Source organism: Acidovorax sp. AC410 (assembly GCF_979253235.1).
In genome coordinates this window covers 716520-729726 of the sequence record NZ_CEEDCG010000001.1, presented here as the reverse complement: position 1 = coordinate 729726, position 13207 = coordinate 716520, and the positions used below count along the sequence as shown (strand labels likewise).

Here is a 13207-nt window from a genome sequence, read left to right as displayed (position 1 = left end):
CTTGTTTGCGAAGATTGGTAAAGTCGATCTGCCGTTCTCTTCAGTCCTTGTCGGTGCCGGCTGTCCCACTGGCAGGGTGCTCACCCCCCACCGCCCCATACCCCGGATAACCCCCGTCGTCACCTGCCGCCGCAGCCTCCTGCCTTTCCCTTGCCATCTGCTCCGCCAGCTGATTGCGTCCCTCGCGCGCCACGGCGATCATCTTGGCGCGGTCGCGGTGGTGCGGGTACATGCGGTCGGACAGGGCGATGTTGTGCTCCCTGAAGCGCCGGGTCATCTCTGTGGCCTGGTCGGGCGGCAGGCCCATGAGTTCGAGCACGGTGCGGGCGCTGTGCATGCTCGACTCGAACAGCTCGCGCTGCACCAGGGTCACGCCCTCGTCGCGCAGATTGTTCCAGTGGGTGAGGTCGCGCGCGCGGGCCACCACGGTGAGGTGCGGGAAGTGCTTGCGCGCCAGCACGGCGATCTTGACGGACTGCTCGGGGTCGTCCACGGCGATGACCAGAATGCGTGCCTGGCCGGCACCGGCGATGCGCAGCAGGTCGAGCCGGGTGGCGTCTCCGTAATGCACGCGGTAGCCGAAGGTGCGCGCCACCTCCAGCATCTCCACGCTGTGGTCGAGCACGGTGGTGCGGATGCCCTGCATCAGCATCACGCGCGCCACGATCTGGCCGTAGCGGCCGAAGCCGGCGATCACCACGGGGGCGTCCTGGGGTTCCGAGATCTCATCGGCTGCGGGCGCCTTGAGATTGGCGTAGCGGCGCAGCAGCACGCGGTCCAGCACCACCAGCAGCAAGGGGCTGGCCAGCATCGACAGCGCCACCGCGCCGATCAGCAGCGAGGCCGTTTCGGCGGGGAACACCTGGGCGCCGGCGGCGGCCTGGAACACCACAAAGGCGAACTCGCCGCCCTGGGCCAGCAGCAGCGTGAACACGGGGCGCTCCTGGTAGGGGATGCCCACCGCACGCGCCAGCGCATAGATCACCACCGCCTTGCAGGCCAGAAAGCCGAAGAGGATGCCGGCCATGAGCCAGGGCGAGCGCATGAGCACGCCAAAATCGATGCTCATGCCCACGGCAATGAAGAACAGGCCCAGCAGCAGGCCCTTGAAGGGCTCGATGTCGGCCTCCAGCTCGCGCCGGTACTCGCTGTCGGCCAGCAGCACGCCGGCCAGAAAGGCGCCGAGGGCCATCGACAGCCCGACCATCACCATCAGCATGGCAATGCCCACCACCAGCAGCAGCGCGGCGGCGGTGAAGACCTCGGGTGTGCGGCTCTTGGCGATCCAGCGCAGCACGGGCCGCAGCAGCAGGCGGCCGCCGAGGATGATGGCGGCGATCACGCCGACGATCTTGGCCACTTCGAATGCCACCTCGCCCGGCGAGTGGCTGGCGGCGTCGGCACCCGCCGCGGCGCCCAGCAGCGGCAGCAGCGCCAGGATGGGGATGGCCGCCACGTCCTGGAACAGCAAAATGGAAAAGCCTGCCTGCCCGCTGGCAGTGCGCATCAGGTTGCGCTCGGCCAGGGTCTGCAGGGCGATGGCGGTGGACGACAGCGCCAGCCCCAGCGCCCCCACCAGGCCCACGCGCCAGGGCAGGCCCACCAGGCTGGCCAGCGCAAAGAGCACGGCCGCGCAGCCCAGCACCTGGGCCGTGCCCATGCCGAAGATGGGGCGGCGCAGCGCCCACAGCCGGCTGGGCTGCAGCTCCAGCCCGACGAGAAACAGCATCAGCACCACGCCGAACTCGGCGAAGTGCAGGATGTCCTGCACATTGCTCACCAGGGCCAGGCCCCAGGGCCCGATGGCGATGCCTGCGGCCAGGTAGCCGATGATGGCGCCCAGGCCCAGGGCCTGGGCAATGGGCACGGCGAGCACGGCCGCCGTGAGGTACAGAAAACCGTAGGTGAGCCAGGTGGGTGCGTGTTCCATGGGCGGGTCGGGCGGCTTGTTGTGGTTGGCGATTTGCTGCAGCCTCGCCGTCCATTCTGGCATCGCTTGCGGATGATCTGCCCATCCCGTCGGAATGCTCCTGTTTTGGTAGCGCAATAGGCCCGCAAGCCATGGGGGGCGTCCGCATTGATAAGATACGCGCCCTTGCTTTTTGTGTGGTGCTTGCTCCATGGATTTCCAGACTTGGTTGGCTTTTTTCGCGGCCTCGTGCCTGATCGCGGTGTCCCCCGGCTCGGGCGCGGTGCTGTCCATGAGCCACGGCCTGTCGTTCGGCGTGCGCAAGACCGGCGCCACCATCCTGGGCCTGCAGCTTGGGCTGCTGCTCATCCTGCTGGTGGCGGGGGCGGGCGTGGGCTCGCTGCTGCTGGCGTCCGAGCTGGCCTTCAGCGTGGTCAAGGTGCTGGGCGCCTGCTATCTGATCTGGGTGGGCTTTTGCCAGTGGCGCGCGGGCGAGGCCTCGCCGCTGCAGGGCGACGAAGAGGTGCCCGCGGGCACCTGGCAAAAGCGCTGCCTCACGGGCTTCCTGACCAATGCCACCAACCCCAAGGGCATCATCTTCATGGTGGCCGTGCTGCCCCAGTTCATGACCGACACGCGCCCGCTGTGGACGCAGCTCTTGGTGATGGCCGCCACCACGGTGGCCGTGGACGTGACCGTGATGCACGGCTACGCCGCCGGCGCCAGCGCCATGCGCCGCCTGATGCGCAGCGCCCGCGCCCTGCGCATGCAGAATCGGGTGTTCGGCGGGCTGCTGATGGCGGTGGGCGCGGGGCTCTTCTTCGTCAAGCGCGGCGGCTCCCATGCATGACTGGCTTGCGCAATGCTATCAATTGGGTAGCATCGCGCAAAGCCGCACCCCGGTGCGCACTTCTTTCCAGCCGATTTCATTGCCAGACCCAACGCAAGGAGTTTCGTGATGCCAGTGATCGTCGTTGCCAACCCGAAGGGGGGCGTGGGCAAGTCCACGCTGTCGACCAATGTGGCGGGCTACTTTGCCAGCCAGGGGCACCCCGTGCTGTTGGGCGATACCGACCGCCAGCAATCCGCGCGCCTGTGGCTGGGCCTGCGCCCGCCCGCAGCGCGGCCCATCGGCGTGTGGGACGTCAACTCCGATCTGATCACCAAGCCGCCCAAGGGCACGACGCATGCGGTGCTCGACACCTCGGCCGGCCTGCACGGCTGGCGCCTGAACGACGTGCTCAAGGTGGCCGACAAGATCATCGTGCCGCTGCAGCCCAGTGTGTTCGACATCTTCGCCACGCGCGAATTTCTTGACCAGTTGGCCGAGCACAAGCGCTCCGAAGGGGTGCAGGTGGGCATCGTGGGCATGCGGGTGGATGCGCGCACGCGCGCGGCCGACCAACTGCACCAGTTCGTGGACAACCTCGGGTTTCCGGTGCTGGGCTACCTGCGCGACACGCAGAACTACATCCACCTGGCGGCGCACGGGCTCACGCTGTTCGACGTGGCGCCGGGCCGCGTGGCGCGCGACCTGGAGCAGTGGCAGGGCATCTGCGCATGGCTCGATTCATGAGGGAAAACACCTGTCACCCGGCCGACAAGGCCGGCCTGGGAGCGGCGCTACATTGGTGCCATGAAAATCTTCCGCTCCTACTCCGAAGTCAGCGCCTGCGTGGGCCAGGAGGTCGCCGTGACCGACTGGATCACCATCACGCAGGAACAGGTCAACCTGTTCGCCGAGGCTACTGGCGACCACCAGTGGATCCATGTGGACCCCGAGCGTGCCAAGGCAGGGCCTTTCGGCGCGCCGATTGCGCACGGCTTTCTCACGCTGTCGCTGATTCCGCGCTTCTTCGAGTCGGGTATTGCCATCGAGGGTGCGCGCATGGGCGTGAACTACGGCCTGAACAAGGTGCGCTTCACCTCGCCGGTGCCGGTGGGCAGCCGCGTGAGGGCACGCCTGACCCTGCAGGCCGCGGAACCGCTGGCGCCGGACGGTATGCAAATGACCTGGCTGGTGACCGTGGAGCGCGAGGGCAGCGACAAGCCCGCCTGCGTGGCCGAATCGCTCGCCCGCAACTACGGCGCCAAGCCTTGAGGGCAGGGCGCCAGGCGCCCTGTCACCCGGAGCCCGTTCACATTTGGCAGGAGGGCTGAGCGATGGACCGCCTGCAAGCCATGAAAGTCTTCGACCGCGTGGTGGACGAGGGCGGCTTTGCCGCTGCCGCCCGCGCGCTCGACATGTCGCCCCCCGTGGTCACGCGCATGGTGGCCGAGCTGGAGCAGCACCTGGGCACGCGGCTCTTGCAGCGCACCACGCGCAAGGTGGCGCTCACCGATGCCGGCGAGGTCTACCTGCAGCGGGTGCGCAGCATCCTCAACGAGATCGACGATGCAGAGGCCGAGGCCGTGGCCAGCACGCGCGACCTGCGCGGCACCATCCGCATCGTGGCGCCGCCGGTGCTCACCACCAACTTCCTCGCGCCGCTGACCGCGCTGTGGCATGCGCGCTACCCCAAACTGATGCTGGACATCAGCGTGGATGCGCTGGCCCTGCGCCGCATCGACGAGTTCGATGTGACCATCATGGTGGCGGGCGAGGATTTCGATGGCAATATCGTGGCCCGCGCGCTCATGCATGGCGAGGCCATCGTCGTGGCGTCGCCCGAGTACCTGGCGCGCAAGGGCGTGCCCCAGGTGCCGATGGACCTGCTGCAGCATGAGTACCTGCGCGACACGGGCGCACCCGCACGCTCCGAGATGGGGGGCGGGCGCAAACTGCGCCTGCACCCGGCCGTGGGCGACGGCGACTGGCAGGAGGTGGATGCGCCTGCCGTGCTGCAGTCCGACAGCAATGGCGTGCTGCTGCGCGCGGCCATCGACGGCGCGGGCGTGGCGGTCACCGCGCGCCTCTTGATCGAGGAGCAACTGGCCAGCGGCGAGCTGGTGCAGGTGCTGCCCGAGTGGATCGTCTCGCGCTACACGGTGTATGCGGCGCTGCCTTCGGGCCGCATGCTGCCGGCGCGCACCAAGGTGTTCCTGGACTTCATGTCCGAGCAAGGGCCCCAGGCCATCGCCGACCAGCGCTATCAGCCGGGCTGAACCATCGCCGCCAGCTCCGTCGCCAGGGGAGCGGGGGCGCTTGCGGCTATAGCGTTGGCAGCGCCGAAGCTGTTCTGCCGCCAGGCCTCGAACACCGACACCGCCACCGCGTTCGACAGGTTCAGGCTGCGCTGCCCTTCGATCATGGGCAGGCGCAGGCGTTGCGCAGGCGGGAAGGTCTCGCGCAGCTCGGGTGGCAGGCCGCGCGTCTCGGCGCCGAACACCAGCCAGTCGCCGGGCAGAAAGCAGTTGTCGAACAGGTCCTGCGAGCCATGCGTGGTCATGGCGAACATGCGCGCCGGGTCGGGCTGGGCATCGCGCAGGAAGGCCGTCCAGCCCGCATGGCGCAGCACGGCGGTGTACTCGTGGTAGTCCAGGCCTGCACGGCGCATGAGCCGGTCTTCCATGGAAAAACCCAGGGGCTCGATGAGGTGCAGCGTGCAGCCCGTGTTGGCCGCCAACCGGATCACATTGCCGGTGTTGGGCGGAATCTCGGGCTCGACCAGGACGATATGGAACATGGGCGGTATTTTGCTGCGAACAGCGCCCCTTGCGGCCGGGTTTTGTAACAAATCATGGGGTGCCGCCGGCGCTGTCGCGTGGCCGCTGCGTGCGGGCGAACACCACCGCGCCGATGGATGCCGCACCGGCCTCGCGCAGCGCCGTGGCGGCGGCGTGCAGGGTGGCGCCGGTGGTCATCACATCGTCGATAAGCACGGTGCGCCGGCCACGCAGGGCGGCGGCCTGGGCGGGCTCCACGGCAAAGGCGCCGCGCAGGTTACGCAACCGCTCGGCGCGCGTAAGCTGCACCTGGTGTGCCTGCACATCTCCCGAATGCAGGCGCAGCAGCAGGCCGGGGTGCGCCTTGGCGGGCGCGAGCTGCCGGGCCAGCAGCAGGGCCTGGTTGAAGCCGCGCTCGCGCAGCCGCTCGGCCGACAGGGGGATGGGCAGCACCAGGTCGGCCCTGTCGAGCATGGGCGCCAGCCCCGGGGTGCCGCGCATCAGCGCGGCCAGTGCGGCGGCCCAGCCGGGGTCGGCGCGGAACTTGAAATCGGCCAGCATGCCGGACCAGGGGTAGGCGTAGTCCACAGCAGCCAGGCAGCGCTCGAAGACCGGTGGCACGCGCAGGCAGGCGCCACACACCGTGACACCCTCGGGCACGCGCAGGGCGCAGTGGGTGCAGCGCGGCACCGGCTGGGCGAAGCGGGCCGTGCAGGCCGGGCAGATGCGCGTGGCGGGCCAGGCGTGGCACACGGCACACTGGCTGGGCAAGGCGCCGGCCAGCGCGCCGAGCCCGCGGCCCAGCCCCCATCGCCTGGATAGCCCCGTGAACGCCTTGAACTGCATGAGTCAATATACTCGTTGGACCCCGCCGGTTCCTACGACATGCCCACAGCGCCCCCCCACGATCGATCCCCTTGCCGCGGCCCGCTGGCATGCCGCCGCGCCCGCCGCCGCCCCCTGGCTCCATGAAGAGGTGGCCCGCCGCATGGAGGACCGCCTGCAGTGGATACGCCAGGCCCCCGCGTCCTGGTGCCACTGGGACCCCGTGCGCGGCGGCCTGCAGGGGCACGTGCTGGTGAGCGCCCGCTACCCCAAGGCCGCCTGCCAGGTGGCCGAGACCGCTGCGCACTGCGTGCCGGCGGCCGAGCAGGCGCTGGCCCGGCCCTGGTGGAGCCCGGCGCGCTGGACCGGGCCGGCACCGGCGTTGGGCCTGCCGTCCGATGCCAGCGTGCAGATGCTCTGGGCCAACATGGCGCTGCACATGGCGGCCGACCCGCAGGCCCTCATCGCCCAGTGGCACCGCGCGCTGGCGACGGACGGCTACCTGATGTTCTCCTGCCTGGGGCCCGATACCGCGCGCGAACTGCATGGCGTGTACGCCGCCATGGGCTGGCCACCGGCCGGCCATGCCTTCACCGACATGCACGACTGGGGCGACATGCTGGTGCATGCCGGCTTTGCCGAGCCGGTGATGGACATGGAGCGCATCACGCTCACCTTCGCCACGCCCGAGCGCCTGCTGCAGGAGCTGCGCGAGCTCGGCTGCAACCTGCACCCCGGCCGCTTCGGCGCCCTGCGCGGGCGCGGCTGGCGCGAGCGCCTGCATGCGGCGCTGCTGCAGCACCTGGCCGACCCGGCCCAGGGCGGGCAGTTGGCACTGACTTTCGAGATCATCTACGGCCACGCCTTCAAGCCCGCGCCACGCCTGAAAATGAGCGCCAGCAGCGCCGTTTCCTTGCAGGACATGCGGGCCATGCTGGCCACCGGTACCGGTAGAAGTACCGGGTAGCTGCCTGTCAATGACATGGAACAAGGCACGCTACAATTCAGGGTTATTGGGATTTCGGGCATCTTCCCGCGCAACGTGGCGGGCTGCGCATGCCGCGCCAGTGTCTTTGCTGGCGTGGTCTGCAGCCGGCAGTCTTGTGGGCACCTCCGGTGACAGGCTTGGTTTTTCGTTTTGCCACTGTCTCGGGTCAGCGCATCGATTGGCGCCTGGCCCGCAACTGCTCGGTCACCCCCGCGCAGATGGGCTGGATGTACCTGTCGCTGTGTTCGGTTTCACTGGGCATTGCAACGTTCTTCTGGATGCTCGGAGCCCGTCTGGTCATGCCCTTCGCGTGGCTGGAGATGGCAGTTGTAGGTTTGGCATTCGCCATGTACGGACGTCATGCGGCCGATGGCGAGAGGATTTCACTGCAGGGCTCGCGCCTGGTGGTGGAGCTGGAGACAGCAGGCAAGCTCGAGCGCGCCGAATTCGACCGGAGCTGGGTTCGCGTAGAACCCAAGACCGGCGACCGGTCGCTGATCACCTTGTCTGCACAGGGCCGATCGGTGGAAGTGGGGCGCTATGTGCGCCCCGAGCTTCGGCCGGCCCTGGCATCGGAGATCCGCATGGCCTTGCGCGCAGCCTGACCCCACGCAGGCGCGCCAGCAGGGATTGGTTAATTTGAGGCTTAGAAGTAAGTGAGAACTATGAAGAGCATTTCCAATAAGCTGGCTTCTCTGCTGCTGATTGCCGGTACATGGGTAGGCGGCGTTGCCCATGCCGTTCAAGACCTGCCTGGCGGTCCCGCAGTCAACCAGCTCAATCTGCATCCTCCGGTCACCAAGATTGCCGAGGAGCAGCATTTCCTGCATTGGATGATGCTGGTCATCTGCACGGTGATCTTCGTAGCCGTCTTCGCCGTGATGTTCTATTCCATCTGGAAGCATCGCCAGTCCAAGGGCGCCAAGGCCGCCAATTTCCATGAGTCCGTGACCGTCGAAGTGGTCTGGACCATCGTTCCCTTCATCATCGTGATCCTCATGGCCCTGCCCGCCACCAAGGTGCTGGTGGCCCAGAAGGACACGACCAATGCCGACCTCACCATCAAGACCACGGGTTACCAGTGGAAGTGGGGCTACGACTACATCACCGGCGAGGGCGAGGGCCTGGCCTTCATCTCCACGCTGGACAGCAGCCACCGCGTGATGTCCGACAGCGGCAAGGTCGCCGACGCGCCCGCCGACTACCTGCTCAAGGTGGACAACCCGATGGTGGTGCCGGTCAACAAGAAGATCCGCATCATCACCACCGCCAACGACGTGATCCACGCCTTCATGGTGCCGGCCTTCGGTATCAAGCAGGACGCGATCCCCGGCTTCGTGCGCGACACCTGGTTCCGCGCCGAGAAGATTGGCGACTTCTACGGCCAGTGCGCCGAGCTGTGCGGCAAGGAACACGCCTACATGCCCATCCACGTGAAGGTCGTGTCCGCCGAGGACTACACCGTCTGGGTGGCCGAGCAGCGCAAGAAGGCCGCCGCCAAGCTCGACGACCCGACCAAGGTCTGGACGCTGGAGGACATCCTCAAGCGCGGCGAGAAGGTCTATGCCGCCAACTGCGCCGCCTGCCACCAGGCCAACGGCAAGGGCGCTGGCCCGATCAAGCCGCTGGACGGCTCGGCCATCGTGCTCGACACCGACCATGCCAAGCAGATCCAGATCCTGCTCAAGGGCGCAGCCAATGGCGCCATGCCTTCATGGGCCCAACTGAGCGATACCGACCTGGCGGCCGTCGCCAGCTACACCAAGAACAACTGGTCCAACAAGACCGGCCAGCTGGTGCAGCCTGCCGAAATCGTCGCCCAGCGTGGCAAGTAATCACCGCCCCAACGTATTGAGGAATTCACAATGAGCGCAGTTCTCGACAACCACGGGCACGGTGGCGACCACGCACACGACGACCATGGCCACCATGGCCCCACCGGCTGGCGCCGCTGGGTGTATGCCACCAACCACAAGGACATCGGTACCCTGTACCTGCTGTTCGCCTTCACCATGCTCATGGTCGGCGGCGTACTGGCCCTGTTGATCCGCGCCGAGCTGTTCCAGCCCGGCCTGCAGCTGGTGAACCCCGAGCTGTTCAACCAGCTGACCACCATGCACGGCCTGATCATGGTGTTCGGCGCCATCATGCCGGCCTTCGTTGGCTTTGCGAACTGGATGATCCCGCTGCAGATCGGCGCATCCGACATGGCCTTCGCACGCATGAACAACTTCAGCTTCTGGCTGATGATTCCTGCCGCGGCCATGCTGGTGGGCTCGTTCTTCATGCCCGGCGGCGCACCCGCTGCCGGCTGGACGCTGTACGCACCGCTGACGCTGCAGATGGGCCCCTCGATGGACGCCGGCATCTTCGCCATGCACATCCTGGGCGCCTCGTCCATCATGGGCTCGATCAACATCATCGTGACCATCCTCAACATGCGCGCCCCCGGCATGACGCTGATGAAGATGCCCATGTTCGCCTGGACCTGGCTCATCACCGCCTACCTGCTGATCGCCGTGATGCCCGTGCTGGCCGGTGCCATCACCATGACGCTGACGGACCGCCACTTCGGCACCAGCTTCTTCAACCCCGCCGGCGGCGGCGACCCGGTGATGTACCAGCACATCTTCTGGTTCTTCGGCCACCCCGAGGTGTACATCATGATCTTGCCGGCCTTCGGCATCGTGAGCCAGATCGTGCCCGCCTTCGCGCGCAAGAAGCTGTTCGGCTATGCCTCCATGGTGTATGCCACTTCGTCCATCGCCATCCTGTCGTTCATCGTGTGGGCGCACCACATGTTCACCACCGGCATGCCCGTGACCGGCCAGCTGTTCTTCATGTACGCCACCATGCTGATCTCGGTGCCCACGGCCGTGAAGATCTTCAACTGGATCGCCACCATGTGGCGCGGCTCCATGACGTTCGAGACCCCCATGCTGTTCGCTGTGGGCTTCATCTTCGTGTTCACGATGGGCGGCTTCACCGGCCTGATCCTGGCCATGGCCCCGATCGACATCCAGCTGCAGGACACCTACTACGTGGTGGCCCACTTCCACTATGTGCTGGTGGCTGGCTCGCTGTTCTCGATGTTCGCAGGCGTGTACTACTGGCTGCCCAAGTGGACGGGCCACATGTACTCCGAGACGCGCGGCCAGATCCACTTCTGGGGCTCGCTGATCACCTTCAACATCACCTTCTTCCCGATGCACTTCCTGGGTCTGGCCGGCATGCCCCGCCGCTATGCCGACTACCCGATGCAGTTCGCCGACTTCAACGCCATCGCCTCGGTAGGTGCCTTTGGCTTCGGCCTGATGCAGGTGTACTTCTTCCTGGCCGTGGTGCTGCCCGCGATGATGGGCAAGGGCCCTGCAGCCCCCGCCAAGCCCTGGGACGGCGCCGAGGGCCTGGAATGGGAAGTGCCATCGCCCGCACCGTTCCACACCTTCGAAACCCCGCCCAAGCTGGACGCTACCGCGACCCGCGTGATCGGCTAAAGCACCATGCCCACGACCCCCGAACAGAAGAAGAGCAACCTGCGCCTGGGCTTGATCCTGGCGTCGATCGCTGCCGCCTTCTTCGTCGGGTTCATGGTCAAGATGGTCCTCTTGTCCTCCCGCTGAAGAAGACACTGAGCCCCACGCCATGAACCTGCGCCGCGAAAACGCCAAGATGGTCGGCAAGCTGGTCGTGATCGCGGCCGGCATGTTCGCCTTCGGCTACGTGCTGATCCCCATCTACAAGCACATCTGCGAGATGACGGGCATCAACATCCTGTCGCTGTCCGAGCGCCAGGTGCCTGGCAACGGCGTGGCCGGCAAGGACGTGAAGGTGCCCGCCAACACGCAGGTGGACAAGAGCCGCACCATCACCGTCGAGTTCGACGCGAATGCGCGCGGCCCCTGGGACTTCAAGCCCGCCCAGCGCTCGGTGCAGGTGCATCCCGGCGAGCTGACGACGGTGATGTACGAGTTCCAGAACGTGCAGAACCGCCGCATGGCCGCCCAGGCCATCCCCAGCTACGCACCGCGCCAGGCGGCGGCGCACTTCAACAAGCTCGAGTGCTTCTGCTTCAACCAGTACGTGCTGGAGCCCGGCGAGAAGAAGCAGTGGCCCGTGGCCTTCGTGATCGACCCGCGCCTGTCCAAGGACGTCACGACGATCACCCTGTCCTACACCTTCTTCGAGGTGGGCGGCAAGACGCCCGCGGCGCCCGAATCCACGGCGGCAGCCCCCGCGCTGCAGCACCCTGCGCAAGGAGCCGGATCATGACCGACAAGCCGGTACTGCCCCACCCCGCTCCCGTGGCGCCGTCGCCCGTGCAGCGCAAGGGCTCGCTGCTGCGCACCATCCGCGCCGTGGCCTGGTCCTTCATCGGCCTGCGCAAGGGCAGCGAGTATGCGCAGGACGTCGAGAAGCTCAACCCGGTGCATATCATCGTGGTCGGGCTGGTCGCGGTGTTCCTGCTGGTGATCGGGCTGATCGCCCTGGTGAATTTCATTGTGTGACGGCGGCATAGGCAAAGACAGATACCGAGCGCCCCACGAGTACCGATAACAAAAGATTTTGAGATTCAGGAGCTGAAATGAGTGCATCAAGCCACGGAACGACACCGTACTACTACGTGCCCGCCGAGTCGCGCCACCCGGCGATGGCGGCTGCCGGCCTGTTCTTCGTGATCCTGGGCGCGGGCCAGTGGATCAACGGCCACGACTGGGGCAAGTACTCCCTGGCGCTGGGCATGGTCTGGTGGCTGTTCGTGCTGTACCAGTGGTTCGGCGACGCCATCCGCGAAAGCGAAGGCGGCCTGTACGGCCACAAGATCGACCTGTCATACCGCTGGAGCATGAGCTGGTTCATCTTCTCGGAGGTGATGTTCTTCGGCGCCTTCTTCTCGGCCCTGTGGTGGGCGCGCGCGCACTCGGTGCCGGCCCTGGGCAGCCTGGACAACGCGCTGCTGTGGCCCGACTTCAAGGCCGTGTGGCCCAGCATCGCTGCCGGCGCCACGGCCTCGCCTGCCGGCATCGTCGAGCCCTTCCAGACCGTGGGCCCCTTCTGGCTGCCCACCATCAACACCGCGCTGCTGCTGACCTCGGGCGTGACGCTGACCATCGCCCACCATGCGCTGCGCGAAAACCACCGCGGCAAGACCATCGCCTTCATGTGGGCCACCGTGCTGCTGGGCTTCGTCTTCCTGTGCGTGCAGGGCTACGAGTACTACCACCTGTACACCGACCTGAACCTCAAGCTCAGCTCGGGCGTGTTCGGCTCCACCTTCTTCATGCTCACCGGCTTCCACGGCTTCCACGTGTTCCTGGGCATGCTGATGCTGCTGTTCATCACGCTGCGCCTGCAAAAGGGCCACTTCACCCCCGAGAAGCACTTCGGCTTCGAAGGCGCTGCCTGGTACTGGCACTTCGTGGACGTGGTCTGGCTCGGCCTGTACGTGCTGGTCTACTGGATGTAATGTCCGGCACCCATGAAAAAAGCGCCGCGAGGCGCTTTTTTTGTGCCGTCCCTGGCAGGTTCTCCTACGGATTTGCATTCAATCGTATAACTAGGCGGGAGCCGCAGACAGTGCTGTAGCACGGCAAGGTGAACCAACGACGTTAGACGGTTGAAGGCAAATCCGTATCAGCGTGTGCTGGCAGGCAGCCCGGTGGGCTGGATATAGCCCAGTTGCCAGGCGACGAGAATGCACAGGAACAGCGCGATGGACAGCCCCACCCGGATGGCCAGCGCCCACGCCATGCGGTGGCCCTTGGCCTTGTCGTCGCTGGCATTCTTGCCGCCACGCATCATGAAGAACAGGGCCGAGGCCAGGCTGGCCAGGATGGCGATGAAGGCCAGCACAACGAGGTATTTCATGGAGCACATTA

At 66.5% G+C, this 13207-nt stretch carries 16 protein-coding genes; 12 read left to right on the top strand and 4 right to left on the bottom strand.

Annotated features, from left to right (window positions below):
• Positions 1 to 40: 40 nt before the first annotated feature.
• A complete protein-coding gene (gene kefC, locus AC0IZS_RS03295; RefSeq protein ID WP_471634336.1) occupies positions 41 to 1930 on the bottom strand; it encodes a glutathione-regulated potassium-efflux system protein KefC in 1890 nt (629 codons plus the stop codon).
• A 190-nt stretch (positions 1931 to 2120) separates the two neighbouring features.
• On the opposite strand from kefC, the gene AC0IZS_RS03290 reads away from it, so the two are divergent.
• From AC0IZS_RS03290 to AC0IZS_RS03275, 4 genes are all read left to right on the top strand, one after another.
• Entirely contained in the window at positions 2121 to 2759 is a 639-nt protein-coding gene (locus AC0IZS_RS03290; protein WP_471634335.1) for a LysE family transporter, read from the top strand.
• Between the two features lie 108 nt (positions 2760 to 2867).
• Positions 2868 to 3485 carry a ParA family protein gene (locus AC0IZS_RS03285; RefSeq protein ID WP_179683587.1) on the top strand — a complete coding sequence of 206 codons (618 nt, stop codon included), beginning with the start codon at positions 2868 to 2870 and terminating at the stop codon, positions 3483 to 3485.
• A 60-nt stretch (positions 3486 to 3545) separates the two neighbouring features.
• A complete protein-coding gene (locus AC0IZS_RS03280) occupies positions 3546 to 4010 on the top strand; it encodes a MaoC family dehydratase (protein ID WP_179683588.1) in 465 nt (154 codons plus the stop codon).
• Positions 4011 to 4072: 62 nt separating this feature from the next.
• Entirely contained in the window at positions 4073 to 5014 is a 942-nt protein-coding gene (locus AC0IZS_RS03275) for a LysR family transcriptional regulator (protein ID WP_471634334.1), read from the top strand.
• Here the strand turns inward: AC0IZS_RS03275 and AC0IZS_RS03270 are convergent.
• Together AC0IZS_RS03270 and AC0IZS_RS03265 are read right to left on the bottom strand one after the other, a co-directional pair.
• Positions 5002 to 5535, bottom strand: coding sequence for a tRNA (cytidine(34)-2'-O)-methyltransferase (locus AC0IZS_RS03270; protein ID WP_471634333.1), 534 nt, complete (start codon positions 5533 to 5535; stop codon positions 5002 to 5004). The two genes, AC0IZS_RS03275 and AC0IZS_RS03270, sit on opposite strands and share 13 nt — an antisense overlap.
• Positions 5536 to 5587: 52 nt before the next feature.
• Entirely contained in the window at positions 5588 to 6361 is a 774-nt protein-coding gene (locus AC0IZS_RS03265) for a phosphoribosyltransferase family protein (protein WP_471634332.1), read from the bottom strand.
• Between AC0IZS_RS03265 and AC0IZS_RS03260 the strand changes: the two genes are divergently transcribed.
• The 8 genes from AC0IZS_RS03260 (at position 6360) to AC0IZS_RS03225 (ending at position 12795) form a co-directional block, all read left to right on the top strand.
• The gene (locus AC0IZS_RS03260) at positions 6360 to 7307 is read left to right on the top strand and encodes a class I SAM-dependent methyltransferase (protein WP_471634331.1); all 948 of its coding nucleotides are present in this window, start codon (positions 6360 to 6362) and stop codon (positions 7305 to 7307) included. The two genes, AC0IZS_RS03265 and AC0IZS_RS03260, sit on opposite strands and share 2 nt — an antisense overlap.
• A 149-nt stretch (positions 7308 to 7456) precedes the next feature.
• Positions 7457 to 7933: a DUF2244 domain-containing protein gene (locus AC0IZS_RS03255; protein ID WP_035205801.1), complete on the top strand. Its 477-nt coding sequence runs from the start codon at positions 7457 to 7459 to the stop codon at positions 7931 to 7933.
• 60 nt (positions 7934 to 7993) lie between these two features.
• Complete coding sequence (coxB, locus tag AC0IZS_RS03250; RefSeq protein WP_471634330.1) at positions 7994 to 9163, top strand: cytochrome c oxidase subunit II; 1170 nt, start codon at positions 7994 to 7996, stop codon at positions 9161 to 9163.
• 30 nt (positions 9164 to 9193) lie between these two features.
• Positions 9194 to 10825: a cytochrome c oxidase subunit I gene (gene ctaD / locus AC0IZS_RS03245; RefSeq protein ID WP_471634329.1), complete on the top strand. Its 1632-nt coding sequence runs from the start codon at positions 9194 to 9196 to the stop codon at positions 10823 to 10825.
• Positions 10826 to 10831: 6 nt separating this feature from the next.
• The gene (locus tag AC0IZS_RS03240; RefSeq protein WP_471634328.1) at positions 10832 to 10951 is read left to right on the top strand and encodes a cytochrome oxidase small assembly protein; all 120 of its coding nucleotides are present in this window, start codon (positions 10832 to 10834) and stop codon (positions 10949 to 10951) included.
• Between the two features lie 22 nt (positions 10952 to 10973).
• A complete protein-coding gene (locus AC0IZS_RS03235) occupies positions 10974 to 11600 on the top strand; it encodes a cytochrome c oxidase assembly protein (RefSeq protein ID WP_471634327.1) in 627 nt (208 codons plus the stop codon).
• Positions 11597 to 11836, top strand: coding sequence for a DUF2970 domain-containing protein (locus tag AC0IZS_RS03230; RefSeq protein WP_471634326.1), 240 nt, complete (start codon positions 11597 to 11599; stop codon positions 11834 to 11836). The genes AC0IZS_RS03235 and AC0IZS_RS03230 overlap by 4 nt, the downstream gene beginning before the upstream one ends.
• A 77-nt stretch (positions 11837 to 11913) precedes the next feature.
• Positions 11914 to 12795, top strand: a complete 882-nt coding sequence (locus AC0IZS_RS03225) for a cytochrome c oxidase subunit 3 (RefSeq protein WP_471634325.1) — start codon at positions 11914 to 11916, stop codon at positions 12793 to 12795.
• A 167-nt stretch (positions 12796 to 12962) separates the two neighbouring features.
• Here the strand turns inward: AC0IZS_RS03225 and AC0IZS_RS03220 are convergent, their stop codons facing one another.
• Complete coding sequence (locus AC0IZS_RS03220; protein WP_471634324.1) at positions 12963 to 13196, bottom strand: twin transmembrane helix small protein; 234 nt, start codon at positions 13194 to 13196, stop codon at positions 12963 to 12965.
• Positions 13197 to 13207: the final 11 nt, after the last annotated feature.

Excerpts from the sequence above, each read along its gene's own strand:
- kefC (WP_471634336.1), bottom strand. The coding sequence starts at position 1,930 with ATGGAACACGCACCCACCTGGCTCACCTACGGTTTTCTGTACCTCACG.
- AC0IZS_RS03290 (WP_471634335.1), top strand. The coding sequence starts at position 2,121 with ATGGATTTCCAGACTTGGTTGGCTTTTTTCGCGGCCTCGTGCCTGATC.
- AC0IZS_RS03285 (WP_179683587.1), top strand. The coding sequence starts at position 2,868 with ATGCCAGTGATCGTCGTTGCCAACCCGAAGGGGGGCGTGGGCAAGTCC.
- AC0IZS_RS03280 (WP_179683588.1), top strand. The coding sequence starts at position 3,546 with ATGAAAATCTTCCGCTCCTACTCCGAAGTCAGCGCCTGCGTGGGCCAG.
- AC0IZS_RS03275 (WP_471634334.1), top strand. The coding sequence starts at position 4,073 with ATGGACCGCCTGCAAGCCATGAAAGTCTTCGACCGCGTGGTGGACGAG.
- AC0IZS_RS03270 (WP_471634333.1), bottom strand. The coding sequence starts at position 5,535 with ATGTTCCATATCGTCCTGGTCGAGCCCGAGATTCCGCCCAACACCGGC.
- AC0IZS_RS03260 (WP_471634331.1), top strand. The coding sequence starts at position 6,360 with ATGAGTCAATATACTCGTTGGACCCCGCCGGTTCCTACGACATGCCCA.
- AC0IZS_RS03265 (WP_471634332.1), bottom strand. The coding sequence starts at position 6,361 with ATGCAGTTCAAGGCGTTCACGGGGCTATCCAGGCGATGGGGGCTGGGC.
- coxB (WP_471634330.1), top strand. The coding sequence starts at position 7,994 with ATGAAGAGCATTTCCAATAAGCTGGCTTCTCTGCTGCTGATTGCCGGT.
- ctaD (WP_471634329.1), top strand. The coding sequence starts at position 9,194 with ATGAGCGCAGTTCTCGACAACCACGGGCACGGTGGCGACCACGCACAC.
- AC0IZS_RS03240 (WP_471634328.1), top strand. The coding sequence starts at position 10,832 with ATGCCCACGACCCCCGAACAGAAGAAGAGCAACCTGCGCCTGGGCTTG.
- AC0IZS_RS03235 (WP_471634327.1), top strand. The coding sequence starts at position 10,974 with ATGAACCTGCGCCGCGAAAACGCCAAGATGGTCGGCAAGCTGGTCGTG.
- AC0IZS_RS03230 (WP_471634326.1), top strand. The coding sequence starts at position 11,597 with ATGACCGACAAGCCGGTACTGCCCCACCCCGCTCCCGTGGCGCCGTCG.
- AC0IZS_RS03225 (WP_471634325.1), top strand. The coding sequence starts at position 11,914 with ATGAGTGCATCAAGCCACGGAACGACACCGTACTACTACGTGCCCGCC.
- AC0IZS_RS03220 (WP_471634324.1), bottom strand. The coding sequence starts at position 13,196 with ATGAAATACCTCGTTGTGCTGGCCTTCATCGCCATCCTGGCCAGCCTG.